The organism is Rhizobium sp. CG4 (assembly GCF_023701965.1).
GTDB lineage: Bacteria > Pseudomonadota > Alphaproteobacteria > Rhizobiales > Rhizobiaceae > Agrobacterium.
Genome location: NZ_JABAEG010000007.1, coordinates 75,285 through 94,881, shown reverse-complemented (window position 1 = coordinate 94,881; position 19,597 = coordinate 75,285). Strand labels below are relative to the sequence as shown.

The 19,597-nt window shown below is 54.2% G+C and carries 17 protein-coding genes; 12 read left to right on the top strand and 5 right to left on the bottom strand.

Annotated features, from left to right (window positions below; genetic code table 11):
• Positions 1 to 306: 306 nt before the first annotated feature.
• On the bottom strand, positions 307 to 870 hold the full coding sequence (locus HGO37_RS18955) for a TetR/AcrR family transcriptional regulator (protein ID WP_250984687.1): 564 nt from the start codon (positions 868 to 870) through the stop codon (positions 307 to 309).
• A 110-nt stretch (positions 871 to 980) separates the two neighbouring features.
• Here HGO37_RS18955 and HGO37_RS18950 point away from each other — a divergent pair, with 110 nt between their 5' ends.
• The 4 genes from HGO37_RS18950 to HGO37_RS18935 all read left to right on the top strand — a co-directional run bounded on the left by HGO37_RS18950 (position 981) and on the right by HGO37_RS18935 (position 5,021).
• Complete coding sequence (locus HGO37_RS18950; RefSeq protein ID WP_192490117.1) at positions 981 to 1,769, top strand: SDR family NAD(P)-dependent oxidoreductase; 789 nt, start codon at positions 981 to 983, stop codon at positions 1,767 to 1,769.
• Between the two features lie 55 nt (positions 1,770 to 1,824).
• Positions 1,825 to 2,919 (top strand): alkene reductase, encoded by a 1,095-nt coding sequence (locus tag HGO37_RS18945; protein ID WP_250984686.1) that lies wholly within the window; start codon positions 1,825 to 1,827, stop codon positions 2,917 to 2,919.
• 125 nt (positions 2,920 to 3,044) lie between these two features.
• Positions 3,045 to 3,869: an oxidoreductase gene (locus HGO37_RS18940; protein WP_250984685.1), complete on the top strand. Its 825-nt coding sequence runs from the start codon at positions 3,045 to 3,047 to the stop codon at positions 3,867 to 3,869.
• Between the two features lie 147 nt (positions 3,870 to 4,016).
• Positions 4,017 to 5,021, top strand: a complete 1,005-nt coding sequence (locus HGO37_RS18935) for an NADP-dependent oxidoreductase (RefSeq protein ID WP_250984684.1) — start codon at positions 4,017 to 4,019, stop codon at positions 5,019 to 5,021.
• 637 nt (positions 5,022 to 5,658) lie between these two features.
• Here the strand turns inward: HGO37_RS18935 and HGO37_RS18930 are convergent.
• Positions 5,659 to 6,141 (bottom strand): hypothetical protein, encoded by a 483-nt coding sequence (locus HGO37_RS18930; RefSeq protein WP_250984683.1) that lies wholly within the window; start codon positions 6,139 to 6,141, stop codon positions 5,659 to 5,661.
• 211 nt (positions 6,142 to 6,352) lie between these two features.
• On the opposite strand from HGO37_RS18930, the gene HGO37_RS18925 reads away from it, so the two are divergent.
• Positions 6,353 to 6,778, top strand: a complete 426-nt coding sequence (locus tag HGO37_RS18925; protein ID WP_250984872.1) for a plastocyanin/azurin family copper-binding protein — start codon at positions 6,353 to 6,355, stop codon at positions 6,776 to 6,778.
• A gap of 516 nt (positions 6,779 to 7,294) precedes the next feature.
• Positions 7,295 to 7,753, top strand: a complete 459-nt coding sequence (locus tag HGO37_RS18920; RefSeq protein ID WP_250984682.1) for a pyridoxamine 5'-phosphate oxidase family protein — start codon at positions 7,295 to 7,297, stop codon at positions 7,751 to 7,753.
• Positions 7,754 to 7,938: 185 nt separating this feature from the next.
• On the opposite strand, the gene HGO37_RS18915 is transcribed toward HGO37_RS18920, so the two are convergent.
• Positions 7,939 to 8,700 carry an IclR family transcriptional regulator domain-containing protein gene (locus HGO37_RS18915; protein ID WP_250984681.1) on the bottom strand — a complete coding sequence of 254 codons (762 nt, stop codon included), beginning with the start codon at positions 8,698 to 8,700 and terminating at the stop codon, positions 7,939 to 7,941.
• Between the two features lie 138 nt (positions 8,701 to 8,838).
• Here HGO37_RS18915 and HGO37_RS18910 point away from each other — a divergent pair, with 138 nt between their 5' ends.
• The 5 genes from HGO37_RS18910 to HGO37_RS18890 all read left to right on the top strand — a co-directional run bounded on the left by HGO37_RS18910 (position 8,839) and on the right by HGO37_RS18890 (position 15,980).
• On the top strand, positions 8,839 to 9,546 hold the full coding sequence (locus HGO37_RS18910) for a 3-oxoacid CoA-transferase subunit A (RefSeq protein ID WP_250984680.1): 708 nt from the start codon (positions 8,839 to 8,841) through the stop codon (positions 9,544 to 9,546).
• Positions 9,543 to 10,232 (top strand): CoA transferase subunit B, encoded by a 690-nt coding sequence (locus HGO37_RS18905; protein ID WP_250984679.1) that lies wholly within the window; start codon positions 9,543 to 9,545, stop codon positions 10,230 to 10,232. Before HGO37_RS18910 ends, HGO37_RS18905 begins: the two co-directional genes overlap by 4 nt.
• Positions 10,233 to 10,243: 11 nt before the next feature.
• Entirely contained in the window at positions 10,244 to 11,449 is a 1,206-nt protein-coding gene (gene pcaF, locus HGO37_RS18900; protein WP_250984678.1) for a 3-oxoadipyl-CoA thiolase, read from the top strand.
• A 383-nt stretch (positions 11,450 to 11,832) separates the two neighbouring features.
• The gene (locus HGO37_RS18895; RefSeq protein ID WP_250984677.1) at positions 11,833 to 13,524 is read left to right on the top strand and encodes an Hsp70 family protein; all 1,692 of its coding nucleotides are present in this window, start codon (positions 11,833 to 11,835) and stop codon (positions 13,522 to 13,524) included.
• Positions 13,521 to 15,980, top strand: a complete 2,460-nt coding sequence (locus HGO37_RS18890; RefSeq protein WP_250984676.1) for a hypothetical protein — start codon at positions 13,521 to 13,523, stop codon at positions 15,978 to 15,980. The genes HGO37_RS18895 and HGO37_RS18890 overlap by 4 nt, the downstream gene beginning before the upstream one ends.
• Before the next feature lie 168 nt (positions 15,981 to 16,148).
• Here HGO37_RS18890 and HGO37_RS18885 read toward each other — a convergent pair whose 3' ends face one another.
• The gene (locus HGO37_RS18885) at positions 16,149 to 17,039 is read right to left on the bottom strand and encodes a LysR family transcriptional regulator (protein WP_250984675.1); all 891 of its coding nucleotides are present in this window, start codon (positions 17,037 to 17,039) and stop codon (positions 16,149 to 16,151) included.
• Between the two features lie 114 nt (positions 17,040 to 17,153).
• Between HGO37_RS18885 and HGO37_RS18880 the strand changes: the two genes are divergently transcribed.
• Positions 17,154 to 18,326 carry an L-talarate/galactarate dehydratase gene (locus HGO37_RS18880; RefSeq protein ID WP_285200848.1) on the top strand — a complete coding sequence of 391 codons (1,173 nt, stop codon included), beginning with the start codon at positions 17,154 to 17,156 and terminating at the stop codon, positions 18,324 to 18,326.
• A gap of 10 nt (positions 18,327 to 18,336) precedes the next feature.
• On the opposite strand, the gene HGO37_RS18875 is transcribed toward HGO37_RS18880, so the two are convergent.
• Positions 18,337 to 19,362, bottom strand: coding sequence for a LacI family DNA-binding transcriptional regulator (locus HGO37_RS18875; RefSeq protein WP_250984674.1), 1,026 nt, complete (start codon positions 19,360 to 19,362; stop codon positions 18,337 to 18,339).
• Positions 19,363 to 19,597 lie beyond the last annotated feature (235 nt).

Below are 19,597 nucleotides of genomic sequence, written 5' to 3'. Positions count from 1 at the left end.
GTGAGTGGGGTCAAGCCGTCAGTCTACAACCGCCTCAAACATTTAGCAAAAAACTGTAATTTTCCTTAACGCTGCTCTTGAGGGGCAATGTCATTGAGGAGATCGCTTGTCCAGACAAATCTGCCTGCCCCTGGGGGCAGGTGTTCACGCCGCGCGTCACGGTGAGGTCACGACTGTTTTGCCGTTTTCGCCCCTATGGTAACCGCGGTGCCATCAACCAAATTTTCAGGATTGAGAAGGGTTGTGAGCACATCGTATCACGCCAGTCTTTGCCGTTCTGCGTTCGGTTGCTTGAATGCGCATGTTCTACTCATGCGCGACCTCTCCGACACGCGTGTCGATCCAGGCGCGGGTCTGATCAAGAACCTCGTTTGACAATTCGGGATCATCGACCGCTCTTGCCAGAATGATTGCGCCCACCATTGCTGCCCAGCTTCCTATTGCTGCACGGCGCGCGTCGGTCGCACCTTGGTCCGGAAGCGCCTTTTCGATGCGGGCGAGTTGTGCGCGCAGACCTTCGGTCATCGCGGCTGTCGCTGCGGGCGTTTGGTGGCGAATGGCGGCGGCCAGACCGGCGGTCGGGCATCCATTGCCGGGGTTGTCACGGTGTCGAGGCGCCAGATAGGAGGCAACGAAATCGCTGAAGGTTGCGCCTGCGAAACTATCTGCCGCAAGCGCGTGCGCCAGCGTCTGCGCCACCAGATCATCCTTTGAGCTGAAATGCCCATAGAACCCGCCATGGGTCAGGCCGGCCGCCTTCATAACCTCTGCAACACTGACCGCCTCAAACCCCTTGTCCTTAAACAACAGGCTGGCGACGTCCAGAATGCGGCGTCTGTTCTCCGCCATTTGTTCCCGGCTGACCTTCATTTCAAATTTCTCCGTAATCACAGTTGACTTTTACATGATGGCTATCATATTTAAATCCATTCATGATGATCGTCATGAATATAGGATCAACGACAGAAAAGAGCAATCCGATGAGCCAAATTCCTGCAGTCCTGATAACGGGTGCCTCAACTGGCATCGGCGCAACCTATGCCGAACGCTTTGCGCGTCGGGGCCATGATCTTGTGCTAGTGGCCCGAGACGTGGCCCGCTTGGAAGCGCTTGCCAGCCGTCTTCGCCAGCAAACCGGCGTGACGATCGATATCCTCCCGGCCGATCTCACGAATACGGCGGACCTTGTTAAGGTAGAGACCCGGCTGCGGGACGATGCGCGCATCGGCATTCTCGTCAACAATGCCGGAACGGCAATCGGCGGAAGTTTCGTCGACCAGAGCATAGACGACATGACCAAGCTCGTTGCACTCAACGCCACCGCGCTTGTCCGGCTTGCCGGCGCCATTGCGCCGCGTCTTGCCGCAGCGGGTGAGGGTGCAATCGTCAATATCGGGTCGGTCGTTGGCCTCGCGCCGGAATTCGGCATGACGGTTTACGGCGCGACCAAGGCTTTTGTCCTGTTCCTCTCGCAGGGGCTTGCGCACGAACTCGGCCCCAAGGGCGTCTACATTCAGGCTGTGCTTCCTGCAACGACCCGCACCGAAATCTGGGATCATGTCGGCGCAGATGTAAACGCCATGAACAATGTCATGGAAGTGGGCGATCTGGTGGATGCTGCCCTGGTCGGCTTTGATCGTCGCGAACCGGTGACGATACCGCCGCTTCACGACGACGGACAGTGGGACGCTTTTGATGGGGCACGCAAAGCCATGCTCGGCAACTATGGCAACGCTGCTCCAGCGCAGCGGTATCGGACGCCAGCCTGAGCATCCCCCTCAGCAAGCCAACGCCACAGCAGAACAAACACCACAGGTACACATTATGACCAACAACCCGCTTTTCAAACCCTACACCCTTGGCGCCTTCACTCTTGCAAACCGCATCGTCATGGCGCCGCTTACGCGCAACCGGGCCGGCGCGGGCTTCGTGCCCGGCGAACTGGCCACGGAATATTACGCCCAGCGTGCGTCGGCTGGTCTGATCATTTCCGAAGCCACCCAGATTTCTCAGCAAGGGCAAGGTTACCAGGACACGCCCGGCATCTATACCCAGGCGCAGATCGATGGCTGGCGCAAGGTAACCGACGCCGTGCATGGAAAGGGCGGACGCATCGTCCTGCAGCTTTGGCATGTCGGTCGCATCAGCCATGTCGACCTGCAGCCCAATGGCGGCAAGCCGGTTGCGCCCTCCGCAATTCGCGCGGCAACCAAGACCTTCGTCAATAATGCCTTTGTTGATGTTTCAGAGCCTCGCGCGCTGGAAATCGATGAACTGGCTGGCATCGTCAACGACTTCCGCAAGGCCGCCGCCAATGCCATTGAGGCCGGTTTCGATGGCGTCGAGGTTCACGGCGCCAATGGCTATCTGCTGGAACAGTTTGCCAAGGACGGTGCCAATGTCCGAACCGATGCCTATGGCGGCTCGGAGGAAAACCGAGCGCGTCTGATGCTGGAAGTCACCGCAGCGGTGGCGCAGGAGATTGGCGCAGAACGCACCGGCATCCGGATTTCGCCGGTCTCGCCCGCCAACGGAATTTCCAGCAGCGATCCGCAGGCACAGTACGACTATATCGTCGATCAGCTCGATGCGCTTGGCATTGCCTATCTTCATGTCGTTGAAGGCGCGACAGGCGGCCCACGCGACGTGGCACCATTTGATTACGCGTCACTGCGCCGCCGCTTCTCCAAGACCTATATCGCCAATAACGGCTATGATCTGGACCTGGCAACGTCGCAACTGGCCGATGAAAAGGCGGATCTTATCGCCTTCGGTCGTCCGTTCATTGCCAATCCGGATCTGGTAGAGCGGCTGCAAAGCGGCGCACCGCTGGCGGAAATGAATCCGGCCACGCTCTATGGTGGCGGTGCTGCGGGTTATACCGACTATCCGCGCTTTAACGAGACGTCCGGCAGCTAAGCAATGGGAGCCGTGCGTCAGTACGGCTCCCTGTAATGCCAATCATCATCAATCAATGACTATTCCCTCCGGCAACTCCCAGGGCTGCGCGGCAGGCTGTCGCGCACCAGATCGAGAAGAAAGCTATGACCACCTTGACACCAAAAGGACAGAAAACTGCATTCGTCACCGGTGCATCCAGCGGCATCGGCAAGGCAGCAGCATTGGCGCTAAGCCGGGCGGGTTTCCGTGTCATTGGCACCAGCCGCAAGGCGGCGGCTGGCGAGATCCGCCACGGCATACGGATGATCGCTTGCGACGTGACTTCGGACGCCTCCGTTGCCGCCGCCGTGGCGCTGGCCCATGCCGAACTTGGCCGCATTGACCTGTTGGTCAACAATGCCGGCTACGCCATATCGGGCGCGGCTGAGGAAAGCTCCATCGAGCAGGTTCGTGCCCTGTTCGACACCAATTTTCTGGGTGTCGTACGGGTGACCAACGAGGTCCTTCCGATCATGCGTCAGCAGGCCGGTGGGCGGATCCTCAATATCGGCTCGGTCGTGGGGCTTATTCCCGGCCCCTTCGGCGCCTATTACACGGCAAGCAAACACGCAATCGAGGGTTATTCCGAATCCCTGGATCATGAGGTGCGGGGCTTCGGCATCCGCGTTGCCGTCATCGAGCCATGGGCCACCAAGACCTCCATCGAAGCCAACTCACCGCAGGGCGATCGTCCCGTTGCGGCGTACCGCGAGACATTCGCCAGATATCAGTCCGCGTTTAATGCTGCCATGGCGGCAGGCGACACGGCAGATGATGTCGCAGCGACCATCCTTGCGGCTGCACAGGCCGGGAAGCCGGGTCTGCGTTACCCTTCAGGCAAGGCTGCACGACAGACCTCCTTTGCCCGGCGTTTCCTTCCGCGTGCGCTGTTTGATCGCATCCTGCGCAAACAGTTCAACATCGCCTGATGGCCTGTCGTATTCCCGATGCCGGGCTCGTGATCTAAGGTGATGCCGGTCACGGTGGGATAGTCCAATAGCATTCAAAGTTCGTGCTGAAAGCCCTGGCTTTTCCGGCTGCCTGAGCTGACAGTCGTTTCACACTGGAGAAAGCCCGTGAAAGCCTTTGTCGTCGACAAATACAAGAAGAACGGCCCGTTGCGTCTGGCGGATATGCCCGATCCTGAAATCGGTGCCGATGATGTGTTGGTTCGCATTAACGCCAGCGCAATCAACCTTCTGGATTCCAAGCTTCGTGACGGCGAATTCAAGTTGTTTCTGCCGTATCGGCCGCCCTTCATTCTCGGCCACGACCTGGCCGGAACGGTAATTCGTGTTGGCGTCAATGTGCGAGAGTTCAAGGTAGGTGATGAGGTTTACGCCCGCCCGCGAGATCAGAGGGTTGGCACCTTTGCAGAGATGATCGCGGTTGACGCCGCAGACCTCGCGCCAAAGCCGAAAAGCCTCTACATGGAGGAGGCCGCATCGATCCCGCTGGTCGGCCTGACCGCATGGCAAGCGCTGGTTGAGGTGGGAAAGGTCCAGCCCGGCCAGAAGGTGTTCATCCAGGCTGGTTCCGGCGGTGTCGGTACCTTTGCCATCCAACTTGCCAAACACCTCGGCGCAACCGTGGCGACCACCACCAGTGCTGCCAATGCCGCGCTGGTCAAAAGCCTCGGTGCCGACGTGGTGATCGATTACAAGACGCAAGACTTCGCGCAGGTGTTGAGCGGTTATGACCTGGTGCTCAACAGCCAGGACAGCAAAACGCTGGAAAAGTCACTCAACGTCCTCAAACCCGGTGGAAAGCTCATCTCGATTTCCGGCCCGCCGGACGGTCCCTTCGCCAAATCGCTGCGGTTGAACCTGTTCCTGCGTTTCGTGATGCGGCTGCTGAGCCGCAGTATTCTGAAAAAAGCAAAGAGCCGGGGCGTTAATTACTCCTTCCTGTTCATGCGCGCAGAAGGACAGCAATTGCGTGAAATCGCTAAGCTAATAGACGCCGGCATCATCCGTCCGGTGGTGGACAAGGTGTTCCCCTTTGAGCAGATGCCGGAAGCCTTGGCCTATGTCGAGACCGGGCGCGCCAAGGGAAAGGTCGTGGTTCGGGTTGCAGATTAGCTTCGCCGCAGCACTAGAAGATTCTTGTCGCTGTTACCACATTTACTGCTGATTTCGGTATCAGCATAGACAAGGTGGCGACTGTCGGCGCCCGCAGCCATGGCGCTGCCACGATGGCTCGCCTTCCCTCACGCATTTATCAAGTAGTTTCGTCTGCTGCTCAACAGGACTGAGCTTCGCAGCAAGCCAATCTGTCAGGAACCAGATGTGGGTCGACCATGGTCGCCTTACTTTTTTCCGCTGTGTTAGCATAAAGGAAATTAATTACCTTGCTGATCAGTTTGGATGAAACAGCCTCCATGACGAACAAAAAAGAAGCGCGGCCTTGCATGAGCTCGCCACGAATGCTGTCAAGTACGGTGCGCTACCGACTGAGACGGGAGGTGTTTCCATCAAGTGGACTGTCGAAGGTGAGCGCTTTCAATTTGTCTGGCACGAAACGAACGGCCCTCGCGTTGCAGCACCCAAACGCAGAGGCTTCGGCACCCGAATGATAGAACGCGCCCTATCGGCCACAGTGCGTGGAGAGGCAAAATCGAATACCTATCCGAATGCCTTCTCTTTACGCTCGACTGTACAAAAGGTGATTTGCGTTAAAGAACCACCGTGACGTGAGATATGACAGAATAAGGCTTTGTCAGCGCTGCATTGCACAAAGCCGCGATAAATTTGATTGTGCCCAGTTACGCGCAGCTGCCTGAACATCTTCCAGGCTCGACAGAATGGCACCAATCTCACCACTGACCTTGAGATCAGAACTTATGATACGACACGCCGCCATATCGAGCGTGGCTGCAACCGTGACTTCACTATCAACGGCTGGCATTTGGACGAAAGAGTCTTCTCCCGACTGGCAGGTCAGCATCGCCTTTGCTGTGACCGATACGACGTTATTGGGAAAGGAGCAGGTATCGAGTGAAACGATGTCGAACCTTGCTGTTCGATTTGGGCCGACGGGGATTTGCTCACAAAGCTGTAGAGTGGAAACTGACCGCGCTATTTGGCTCCAGTTGGGGGTGTTAAGGGCTGAGCGGCAGTCGGCATGCGCCGTCCCGGTGAGCGAGAACATGGTCGCCGAAAGCATACACACGGCTGTCTGTTGACGTGTTTGTTTTCTCATTGCCCGTCCTTCTCAAGCGGGGAGTTATAAGGACGGATTTATAAGCCTAATTTACGGTGGAACGACGGCAGTGCGGAAATAATCGCATGCGCTACAGTCACCTTTTGCCAAGTTGGTTCAAGGGAGGATCAGTGAGAGTTTGATCATTCAGGCTGATGTCAGCATTGATTTCTATGAGCTGGTTCCCGATGACAAACCAAGGGAACATACAATGCGCATCCTAAAGAGAATTTTTATGACCTGTGCTGCGTTCTGCGTCGCAGCGCCTGTGTTCGCAGCGACTACGATTAAGGTTGTCGAAGGAGGCGAAGGTAGCGGTCCGATGACGTTGACGCTCGATCAGTCGACGATCAAGGCCGGTGATACGACGTTTCTGGTTCACAATGACGCCATGACAGAAGAGCACGAAATGGTGCTCGTCAAGCTGAAGTCAGCGGATCAGATGATCTCCATCAACAAATCCAAGAATAGGGTCGACGAGAATGCCCTGCACAGCATGGGCGAAGTTGCCGAGTTAAAGCCTGGCGCTGACGGGCAGTTGAAAGTTAAGCTAGTTCCTGGATCATATGTCCTGTTATGCAATATCAAGGGCCACTATGGAGCGGGCATGCATGCCATGCTGACGGTCACAAAGTAGACCCGCGCAATCCATAGGGCACGTTCGATTTTTGAGGCTGGAACATGCAACCTCTGTGATGCTCTAAATGCAATGGTTTCATTGCGACACCGATTAAGCCATTGCATTCTTCGGCCTGCCCGCGTCCTGCTGTAGCTGACAGCCGCCCTTGTGATTTCAAATCAAATGCCCCTAGATGATATGAGCGCATGGAAGTGGCGTATTTCGATGACCAAGTGGCAAGTGCCAAGTTTCAAACATGGTCCGGATAACTATTCCGGTTTTTAGCCTCAAGTCGGATGCCGTTTTGCCCAACGTGCTACCGCATCCCCGCCACTATCCGGATGTTTATTTCCGTTCATCTGCTGACGTCTGATGTGCGCCAATTCTATTGGCAGATAACCCTCGTGCGAAGCATGACTGACGGTAAACATGATGGGTGGCAAAGTTGGCGCAAAAGGAGCAAGAATAGCGCTCTGCCAGCAAACTACAGTGTGTACGCAAACCGTATCGCTGCGGGTAAACAGGAGCTCCAAAATGAATTTGCGAGATATGACAAGGCAGGAATGCGAGACGATGCTTTCGGTCAACCAGATTGGTCATCTCGGCTGCATCTGTGACGAGCGTCCTTATGTCGTTCCAATACGGTATGCTTTCAGGGACGGCGCCTTTTACAGCTTTTCATTACCGGGCAAAAAGATCGACAGTCTTCGACTTAACCCGCACGCCTGCGTCCAGATTGAGCAATTGGTCACACCGGATGAATGGCAGAGCGTCCTTCTTGAGGGCCGCTATCAAGAACTGCCTGACGACGAAAAATGGCATGATGAACATATGTATGCCTGGTCTCTTTTACAGCAGAGGGCCAACTGGTGGGAACCGGGAATGTACAAGTCCAAGGATGCTGTAGGCCTCACTCCCGTTTTCTATAGCATCCAGATTGAAGTTATCTCTGGGCGCCATGCAACAAGGGATTTGATCGCAAGCACTAGCTAATCCACTGTCGGTGAAGGATGCGCTGTTGGTGTCTTTGATGAACGACTGTGTGCACTGCAGATCAACTCGAGTGACACGAGTAACACATCAGGGCTCGTCGGCATGACAATGCTATCTGGTGCAGATCATATGTGAGGTCGCAGCCTCTCTCCCGCTAATTTGAGACCCGCCAATCGTTTTCAGATTCAGGCGAGAACGCCTTGAAGCTCGCGGCTTACCTGCAGCAATGACGGCAGATAGGTCTCAATGACCTGTGTCATGGGCTCAGGGGAGGCTGCGAGCCCCGTATTGAGAGCCCCGATGACAATGCCGCGCGCATTTTTAAGTGGAACCGCGACAGATCGCAGCCCTTGCTCTACCTCCTGGTCGACCGCGGCATATCCTTGCTTTCTCACCAGTTCCAACTCTGCCATTATCGCGTCGACATCATTGAGTGTACGCAAAGTTCTGGCTTGGAGCGGATGGCCCGCCAGTATGTCGAGAACGTGATGTTCAGCCAGTGCCGCCAGCATAACGCGTCCCAAAGATGTGCAGTAGGCCGGAAGTCGTGACCCGGGCATGAGAGCAATCGACATCACTCTTCTCTGCGCTGCACGGGCCACGTAAACGATTTCCGCATCGTCCAGAATAGCAACAGACGTACTCTGACCGATCTTTTCCGACAGTTGATCAAGCCAAGGCTGGACGATGCGTGGCAATGGCATGGACGCAAGGCATCCTGTTCCGAGCCGCAGCACACGCGGGGTCACGGTGAAGAATTTGCCATCATACGCACAGTACCCATGTTCTGCGAGGGTCAACAGACATCGTCGGGCGGTGGCTCGGTCCAGTCCCGTGATGTCCGCAGTTTGCGAAATGCTCAAGCGCGGTGTTTCGGCGGTAAATGCTTCAATAACGCGTAGGCCCTTGGCTAATCCGCCCATCATGTCATTTTGCTTGATGGCCACTTCATTTCTCGTTTGTGCGATATGTAAACAAATACAGTATATCGCACAATTCGGTTGAGGTCGACAATGGGCAGCGGTAGAAAATTAGACAAGGCTCCTTAACGGGGCCATCGAAGTTACATCCGTGGAGGTCGTAGGATGGACAAGACGAGCCCGAACCTTGCGCAAGCCGTCTCGGAAATTGGTGACGGTGCAACGGTGATGATCGGTGGTTTCGGAGGATCCGGTGCGCCGATTGAACTTATTCACGCACTGATCGACAAAGGGCCGAAAGGCCTGACAGTGATAAACAATAATGCCGGAAATGGCCGGATCGGAATTGCTGCCATGATCGATGCGGGCATGGTCCGCAAAATGATCTGTTCGTTTCCGAAATCGTCTGATCCCCGTGCATTTACTGACAGGTATCTTGCTGGTGAAATCGAACTTGAGCTTGTTCCGCAAGGCACGCTCGCGGAGCGTATTCGTGCGGGCGGAGCAGGAATTCCGGCATTCTACACGCCGACCGCCTACGGCACGGAGCTTGCCAACGGAAAGCCGATCGGCGAGTTTGATGGCAGGCATTATGTTCAGGAGCGTTGGCTCAAGGCCGATTTCGCCATCATCAAGGCTCATCTCGGCGATCGCCATGGCAACCTGATCTACAACAAGGCCGCACGCAACTTCAATCCGTTGATGTGCATGGCCGCTGCCAGGACGATTGTTCAAGTCTCTGGCATTGTTGAACCCGGGGAAATTGATCCCGAACATGTCGTGACCCCCGGGATTTTTGTCGATCGTCTTGTCGAGGTGTCACAGCCACAACAGGAAGAGGAACTCATTCGGGCCGGAGTTGCTTACGCATGACAAGTGCCATTCACGAAGAAAACAAGTTAAGCAACGCGCAGATTGCCTGGCGTGCAGCCCAGGACATCGCTGACGGTGCCTATGTCAACCTTGGTATCGGTTTTCCGGAGATGGTTGCGCGATACCAACCACCCGGCCGGGAAGCGATATTCCACACGGAAAACGGCATCCTCGATTTTGGAGAGGCGCCGAAGGTCGGTGAGGAGGATTGGGATCTCATCAATGCCGGGAAAAAGGCTGTGACTTTGAAGCCCGGTGCCGCGTTCTTCCATCATGCAGACAGTTTTGCCATGGTGCGCGGCGGTCATCTCGATGTCGCTATTCTCGGTGCCTTACAGGTTGCGCAAAATGGAGACCTTGCGAATTGGCGGGTCGGTTCTAAGGGTGTGCCAGCGGTCGGCGGTGCGATGGATCTTGTCCACGGCGCGAAGCAGGTCTTTGTCATCACCGAGCACGTGACCAAGAACGGCGAGCCGAAGCTGGTTGAGAAATGCACGTTCCCGTTGACCGGTGTTGCTTGCGTCACACGCATCTACACCAGCCACGCTGTCATCGACGTCGCTCAGGGGCGTTTTGTGCTGAGGGAGAAACTTACCGGCATGAGCGTTGATGATCTGCAAGCCATGACCGGAGCAGCGCTGCATGTCGACGGGGCGGTCGCCGACCTCGTCGTTCCTGATTTGTGAGGGCAATACCTATGGCCGAAGCTTACATCTGCGACTACGTCAGAACCCCCATTGGCCGGTTTGGCGGGGCGCTTTCCTCGATACGCGCTGACGATCTCGGAGCTTTGCCGCTCAAGGCGCTTGTCGAACGAAATACTGGCGTCGACTGGGATGCGATTGGAGACATCATTTATGGCTGTGCCAATCAGGCAGGGGAAGACAACAGGAATGTCGCGCGTATGTCGCTACTTCTTGCTGGGCTACCGGTTTCCGTTAGTGGCACCACAGTCAACCGCCTGTGCGGTTCCGGTATGGATGCGGTGATGACCGCCGCCCGCGCTATTAAATCAGGCGAAGCAGACTTAATGATCGCTGGAGGCGTGGAAAGCATGAGCCGTGCGCCTTTTGTGATGCCCAAGGCGGACACGGCGTTTTCCCGTCATGCGGAAATCCATGACACGACGATTGGCTGGCGTTTCATCAATCCATTGATGAAAAAACTGTATGGCGTCGATTCCATGCCCGAAACGGGGGAAAATGTTGCGCAAGATTACCGGATTTCTCGCGAAGATCAGGATGCATTTGCGTTTCGCAGCCAGATGAAAGCCGCGGCTGCACAGGAAAATGGCCGACTTGCCCGAGAAATCATCCCGGTTTTTGTCCCGCAGCGAAAGGGCGATGCCATCATGGTGTCCCAAGATGAGCATCCCCGAGCAACAACGCTTGAAGCCCTTGCCAAACTCGGCACACCTTTCAGGAAGGAAGGGGGAACGGTGACAGCGGGTAATGCCTCCGGGGTCAACGACGGCGCTGCCGCTCTCATACTCGCTTCCGAGCAAGCCGCAAAAAAATATGGTCTGACGCCACGTGCCCGTGTTCTGGCCGGTGCGGCAGCCGGTGTTCCTCCGCGCGTCATGGGCATTGGCCCAGTACCGGCCTCTAAGAAGCTGATGACGATGCTCGGCCTCACACAGGACCGCTTCGATGTCATTGAACTCAACGAAGCTTTCGCATCACAAGGCCTGGCAACGTTAAGAGAGCTCGGCATCGCCGATGATGACCCGCGCGTCAATCCAAATGGCGGCGCGATAGCGCTTGGCCACCCGTTGGGTATGTCGGGCGCCCGCATTGCAGGAACAGCCGCGCTTCAACTTTCTCTGGGCAAGGGAAAGTATGCGCTGGCAACAATGTGCATCGGCGTGGGACAGGGTATTGCGATCGCTTTGGAACGGGTTTGACGAACAAAAGACACGCTCAGGGTTTTGAGAGTTTCGCAGCAAATTTGGCTCCGCTTGTGGTGTGGCTAAAGTCATATTAAGCGAATAGCCGCGTCAACACCTTGGCCATTGGTAAGTTCCATAATGCGGGAAACCGCATCTTCCTTCCCGACCTACGATCGGCGAGCTGACACTTGCATCGATTTGGCTCATCGTCGCAACTTTCTGGTTTATAACCGACTTCTTTAATTTCGAAGTCCTCGCATCAATTGTCTCGCGTCGATGAACCAGTTGGTAACCAAGAACAATTTCGAGCTGCCAAGGTCGCCCAATAAAGCTTTTCGAAAAGCCAAACAGACTTTAAATCCGGATAAAATTCATCTTTAGGTTTTAGAGTTTTACACATGGCACTCGTAGGAATTGATTTGGGAACATCTAATTCCCTCATTTCATATTGGAATGCAGACAGCGCAGAACTTATTCCAAATGCCCTAGGCGACTACCTTACGCCATCCGCAATCAGTATATCCGATGATGGTGAGATCATTGTGGGACAACCAGCACTTGATCGCCTGATAACACACCCCGACAGAAGTGTCGCATCGTTCAAGCGCTGGATGGGAACTGACCATGAGGTGAAACTCAAAGGAAAACAGTGGCGAGCTGAAGAGTTGTCAGCCATGGTTTTGAAAAGCCTGAAGGATGATGCTGAAACATTTCTGAAAGAGAAAGTGACCGATGTCGTAATCTCTGTACCGGCATATTTCAGCGATCCGCAACGTAGGGCAACGTTGAATGCCGCTCATTTGGCCGGACTGGCTGTTTCACGGCTTATAAACGAGCCTACGGCTGCGGCGCTTGCGCACGGTCTGGAAGCTACAGCTGACGGCCAGTTTTTAGTACTTGATCTTGGCGGAGGCACTTTCGATGTGTCGTTGCTGCATAAGTTCGACGGGGTTATGGAGATTTGTGCGTCAACAGGAGATTCCCTTCTGGGTGGCGATGATTTCCGCGATGTTTTATCCAAATTCATTCTCGACAATCATAAACTGGATTTTGTGTCCCTACACTCCGGAGACAAACAGCGCCTTCTAAAGGAGGCTTCTGCTCTAAAAAACGCCCTAACGGATCGTCCGGAATGTGAGTATTGCATTGAACTAGGGCAAACGCTTTTAGAAGGTGTGCTGCTGCGACAGCAGCTTGAGGATGCTTGGAAGCCACTTATAAGTCGGCTACGCCATCCTATAGAACGGGTTATTCACGATGCGGGTGTATCATCGACGTCCATTGATCAGATCGTATTGGTCGGTGGTGCGTCACGCATGCCACTTGTAAGGAATCTTGTAACCCGCCTGTTCGGCCGTTTTCCTTTAACTTATCCAAAACCGGATCACGCTATCGCCCTTGGTGCCGCCATACAGGCAGCTCTTCACGCTCGCGATGGTGCGCTCGACGAAATTATCATGACGGATGTGTGCCCTTTTACATTGGGGATCGCGGCTACAAATACCGATTACAAAATAGACGAGCCTATCATGTCGCCGATAATCGAGAGAAATGCGTCTGTTCCCCAAAGCCGTGAGCAGTTCTACTCCACACTGCATAATCAGCAACAGAGAATAAATGTCGAGGTTTATCAGGGTGAGAACATACGCCCCTCACAGAATATTCTGATCGGCAGGATCGACGTCGCTATACCGCCTGACAGGGCTGGCCATCAGTCGATTGGTGTCCGATTTACCTATGACGTTAATGGCGTGCTCGAAGTGGAAGTACGTGTAATGTCGACTGGTGAAGTGCATCGCAAGATGTTCAATAATCAGTCTGGCCTGTCTGATGCAGAGCTGGAACGTAGATTTGCGGAGCTGAGCAAGATCAAGGTCGCGCCTCGCGAGCAGCAAGAAAATATCGCGCTGATTGCTCGTGCAGAGCGCCTATACGCGGAAACCATTGGGGAAAACCGGCATGAAGTATCGGCAACTCTTATCGAGTTCCTGTCGAGCCTAAATGATCAACATTTGCGAAACGTCGATGAGCTTCGGGCTCGTTTTACTCAGCGGTTGAATATGTTCGAAGCCAGGAGCAGAGGCTTATGACAGCGAGTTGCTGGGCTCTGCTTGAGATCGAGGCGACAAGTGATGAAGGAGTTATTCGGAAAGCATACGCTCGGAGATTGCGCGACTTTCGGCCTGATGAAGATCCTGTCGGCTTTCAGAGGCTTGTCGAAGCTCGGACGTCGGCGATCGCACAGGCTAAATGGCAAAGGATGCGCAACGAAGACACAGCAGACACGTCGCAGGATGAGCATTACAATGATTTCTGTGTTTCATCCGATGTGGATGTCTTAGTTGCGGACGAAGATGTAGTTGAGCCCGGTACCCTGAGAGCTGTACCTCAACAGCGTACGGATTACTCGCCGTTATTTCGTCAACCAACCGGAGAAGTGATCGATCGCACAGCGGATGCGGAGAAGCTCTTCGAGTCGCTGGAACAACTGCTCGCTGAATGTCGTAAAAAAAGAACTAGATTGCAGGAAGATGCAATGTGGTCAGCAAGTCCTTGGACTGAGCTGTTTGATCGTGCTGCCAGCGAGTTGGCTCTAGCCAGCCATGATGCGTTTATTGTAGCTGTTGCTCGCGGAATAACTGGTTTGTTCCCGCCGTATAAAACTAACGAGCTAGATCGTCTGGACGGCTACTGCGCGGGGCAGGGGATTGCAGCCGTCGTCAATGCTATTGAATGCAGCGCTCGCTTTTCCGAGCGTGGCGATTTCCTGTTTCGCGTATGCGATATAAGGTCTGCGCAGATTTACTTCGAGTGGGCACACATTGCGCGCCAGGGAAACGACATCCTGCATCGGAGTGCGGTGGGTCGTGAAGCGTACTTCAAAGGAAAAATACCTGTCTTTCCAATCGGCGAACAGCCTGGCGACGTGGAGGACGTCGACCTCGGGCGGTATCATGAGCGCGCGCTTGAAGACGGCCGCTGGCCTTGGATTTTCAATCCTCTCAGAGCAGTTTCGACTGCTTACACAGTCACACGGTATGTCGATAGAAAGATTGGATTGTCGCTGCTTGTGCTGAGCGTGATGGCAGCATCTTTGCCATTAGTCTCGCAGACAAGTAACTACCTGTTAGCCGGGATAACCAGCTTACTACTGGTCGTGGCTTTGCGTATTCTATTAGCGTTCAGGTCAGAGGAACTCATTCTCAATAGGCTGATTCACAACGTTATTGATGTTGACCGGAAGAAAATCTGGAACAGGGAGAAGCGATGTGTTGGGATCAGTTTACGAATACCGTACAGATTAAGTGGACTTGGCGCTTTCGTCTCAACTATTGAAGTGGGCGCGCTTTTCATCACTTTGTTTTTTGGAGGTATTCAGGTCGCTTGGATCTGGGAAGTGCGGCACTTGTACTCCAGTCCGACCGAGCAGATTATTGCGGATACATTTGTTTCCGCGTTAGAGGGGCCTGCAAAAGGCTTTGGCCTTGATTACTCAAGATTTTTCGGGTTTGTCTCACGTATCCAATCAGACCACCCTGACGGGGTTCCCCTGCGTTCTCTTGGCGTCAATACGACGGCCGGCGCGTTGCAGAATAAACTCTGGCTGCCCAAGCTATTTGTCACACACCAAGGCGTTCTTACCCAAGTAAAAATTTCGCCAATTGAATTGTATCAGCGACGAAACAAGGCCCAGCTCCTCTCGACCAAGCTCTGGTGGAATGAACAACGCGACGAGAAACTGCGGGTCTTGTCGTTGCTTTACCGCGCGAGAGATTCGGCACTCCGAGTGTCCATTGAGGAAATGTTGTTGCTATTTTCCGCGCTCATCAACGAACCTAACAGCGATGAGTCAGCGTTAAGGCAGCAGCTGTTATGGAAAGTAATGCCTCCCCAGCATCACTCAAGTCTATCAGAAGCCGATGAAGAGATGTTCCAGGCGGTAGTGTTGGAACATTTCATGAAACAAGTTGGGACACGTGTGTCGAAGGTGTCCGAACGGGAAATTTTTTCGCAATTTTATTGGTTGATGAACCAGCAAGGCTCTGAACTTTTGGCGTCGCTTGCGCTGCGGAAATATTCTCCTCTAGCGATTACTTCGACCATGGTTCAGAGTTTGGAATACGGCAATTTACCATCGGATCGACTTTTGAAAAAACTGCTTAAAGGGTGGCAGAACGAGGCTTCAGGCCAGATTGTTTTCCCAAACCAGCGCCAAGCTTCTTTCCAAAAATTTCCTCCCTCCGAAATCATCAAGGTTCCGGATATAGATGCGTCGGTTGCTCGTCGGGCTTTCTTTGAGATCGCTTCGTCAATGTTAAGCAAAACAAGTCCCCAGCTTGGTCGAGAACATCTGCTGATTGCCATGGGTCAGGTTCCGCTTCAGCTTCGTCCAAGTGATGCCGATTTCTGGACGACGGCTACTGTTAATCTTCTCAGAGCTATCGCCGGTTCCGCGGAGCCGGGTTATTCGATGCGTATTTATGTTCGCAATGACAGCGAAGAGGTAGAAATCCTTGTGCAGCAACTCATCGCGCAACGCCTGTGACCTCTGCCGCATCTTGAATGGAGATATAGTGCTCAAACCCACAACCAATTGATTTAGTGTCAGCCTCTCTTCCAACTGACTTAGTCAGCCATCGCCGCTGTCGGTGCACGTGGTTTTTTGCCGATCCGTTCCAATCAACTCGAGGCACCAGGTCGCAGCAACTATTCGTCATCGCAATTCGGCGCTCGTAGTGGCAATCTCGCGTATGTCCCACATCAGCGCGTTTCGATTGCCCGGGCTCCATATGGCGTGAAGCTCGGCAATACATTCGTGCTTCAGATCCAGTGCACGAAATACGACATTATCGAAGCAAGCATTTTGGGTGCCAGCGGGTACGATTGCCAGACCGATACCTGCGCTGACCAGTGACAATATTGCCTGCGAATGTGTCATATTCTGCACGATACGCGGTGTGACGCCGTTTTCCGCCATTAGCCGAGCGAGTTTGTCGTGCAGATAACGTGCTGCAGACGAAAACATGATGAAGGGCTCGCCATTGAGGGCATCCAGCGGCGACCGGCGTTTGGCCGCTAGCGGATGGGTGCGGGGAATGGCCAGCATCATGGTTTCGCGCGCGACACAAAGACTTTCAAGGTGGTGCGCGCCGGTTAGCGGACGAGACAAGCCAAGATCAATTTCTCCGCCATTGATAGCCTGAAGCTGTTCGGCCGTTTCCATTTGCACCAGTTCGAGTTCAATTTGGGGAGCAAGAGCGCGGGCCTGACTGATGAAGCCCGGCAAGAAGCTGTAAGTGGCGGCACCAACAAATGCGACCTTGACAGATCCGGCGCTGCCGCGAGCAGCCCTTCTGGTCACCGTGACAGCGGCATTGCCGATTTCCAGGAGTTTCTGGGCCTCGACTAGAAATGTCAGGCCTGCAGGTGTCAGGACGACACGTCTGCTATTCCTTTCAAAAAGTGTAACATCCAGTGTTTGCTCCAGCAACTTGATCTGCCGACTGAGCGGGGGCTGTGTGATGTTCAGACGTCGGGCGGCACGGCTGAAGTTCAGTTCAGAGGCCACCATAACGAATGAACGGACCTGTCCTAAATCAAGCATCTATTCAAATCCGGTATAGATATTCAACAATAATCAACTTGGACTTAAATGGATTGGCGCGTTATCAGTCAAGCATGACAGCTCTACAGAAGCTCGAAATCGGGAGGCGGATAGATGGATATGCATGCTTTAAAGACAGGTCAGCAGGGACTTCAGCCCGCTGGGGACAGTATTGCCTGGATAAAGCTGTCGTCGATCTTCCTGCCTTTGAAAACACCGTTCAGTGACGCCAAGGTTTTAACAGGCAGACAAAAGCCGCTGACGGAAGTAGCATTCCTGTTTGCGGAAATCGAAACGAAACAAGGACATAGCGGGATCGGTTTCAGCTATTCAAAGCGAGCTGGCGGACCTGGGCAATACGAGCACGCCAAGGAAATCGCACATGTCCTGATCGGCGAGGACCCCAATGACATCGGCAAGTTGTGGAACAAGCTTTGCTGGGCAGGTGCCTCAGTCGGCCGAAGCGGACTTGCCGTTCAAGCCATCGCGGCCTTTGATGTGGCCTTGTGGGATCTCAAGGCCAAACGTGCGGGACTGCCTCTGGCGAAGTTGCTGGGAGCGCACCGTGATTCCGTGCAGTGCTACAATACGTCAGGCGGCTTCCTGTCATCGCCGATCGAAGAGGTTATTGACAACGTTGAAATGTCAATTGCGTCAGGTATCGGCGGCATCAAGATCAAGGTTGGTCAGCCCGATATGAGTGCTGATCTGAAGCGCGTTGCTGCAGTGCATGAGCATATTGGTGGGCGGGCAGCGATGATGGTTGATGCAAACCAACAATGGGATCGCCCAAGCGCTATGCGTTTTGGACGCCTTATGGAGCCCTATCTCCTAACCTGGATCGAAGAGCCGCTCGATGCCTATGACGTGGAAGGCCATGCCGCCCTCGCAGCACAACTCGATACGCCCATTGCAACAGGCGAGATGCTGGCAAGCGTTCTCGAGCACATCGCGCTTATCCAAAACAACGCTGTGGATTTTATCCAGCCGGACGCACCCCGTGTCGGTGGTATCACCCAGTTCCTGAAAATTTGCGCGCTGGCGGAGGCCAAGAAACTGCAGCTTGCCCCGCACTTCGCTATGGAAATTCACTTGCATCTGGCAGCAGCCTACGAGCTGGAACCGTGGGTAGAGCATTTCGATTGGCTTGATCCGCTATTTAATGAGCGGCTGGAGATTAAACAGGGGCGTATGCTCGTTCCAACCCGACCGGGGTTGGGCATTACTCTTTCAGAGCAGTCCGGGCATTGGACGCGCGGAACGGCTGAATTTGGCAAACGTCCGTAACCAAGATGCGTCAGGCCGTTCCTCGGGCAACGATGTGGAAGTCTACATTGATCATGGCGTCGACGTCTTTGTCGCCTTCGATCTTTCTGAGGATTGAGCGGGCAGCCTTGGTGCCGATCTCTCGGCGATCAATGCGAACAGTGGTTAGTGGCGGGTGTGTGTGGGGAGCGAAATCGAAATCACCAAAGCCCACTATTCCAAGTTTGTCCGGCATACTGCATCCGCGGGCGTGGGCTTCCGCCAATGCGCCGTGAGCGACCACATCTGAAGAGCAGAACACGCCAAGCGTACCTTCCCCACGATCCAAAAGCTGAGCCATCGCCATTCTTCCGTCACGGAAAGTGGACGGCGAGTTCATTTCGAGTTCGGGCAATTCGACATCAGCAATACCCTTGAGGCGTCCAACAAAACCGTCACGGCGCTGGACAGCGCGAGGATCGTTGGCGCCCACCTGTGCATAACGGTCATACCCCTTGATCAGCAAATGTTCAGCCACCAGAACGCCGACCGCTGCATGAGAAAAACCAACCGCTGTATCGAGTGGCGAGGGTGTGGAATCCCAGATTTCGACAATGGGCAGGCCAGCCCCCGTCAGCATGGCGCGGGTCTCTTTAAGGTGAGTGATGCCGGTCAGAATGATGCCGTCGGGGCGTCGTGCCAGGATCGCACGGGTTAGTTCCAGTTCCCGGCTGGCATCATAACCGGAAAGACCAAGAAGCAGCTGATAGCCGGCGGAAACGAGTTCCGCATTCAGACCTTCGATGGTTTCGGCAAAGATTGTACTCGCAACCGAGGGAACAATGGCAGCGATCAACCGGGTCCGCCTGGACGCCAAACCGCCGGCCAGAAGATTTGGCACATAACCGGTTTTGGCGATCACTCGCTCAATGGCTTCCAGCGTTCGGGGTTTAACGAGGCTAGGCGTGTTGATAGCCCGTGAAACTGTTACTGGCGACACACCTGCCAGCTTGGCGATGTCGGCAAGTGTCACTGGACCGTTTGCAACATTGTTTTTGGTCTTGCCGTGTTCGGTCATCGTGATAGTCCCCATTAAAATGATTTACGCTTTCATTTTATGTATAATCAAGTGGCAATATAAAAAATCTCATAGTTAACGTGTTAATCCGTTGATTCAAAATACTTTAAAAAATACCCCCGCTGGTTGAAGTTCAGGATTTTGATTTTATAATGAAAGCGCTTCCATTCCTTCGTCGGAGGATTTCGAAGGGTGGGTAGGTAACGCTGGCGGGAGGCCAGAAAAGAGGAGGAAT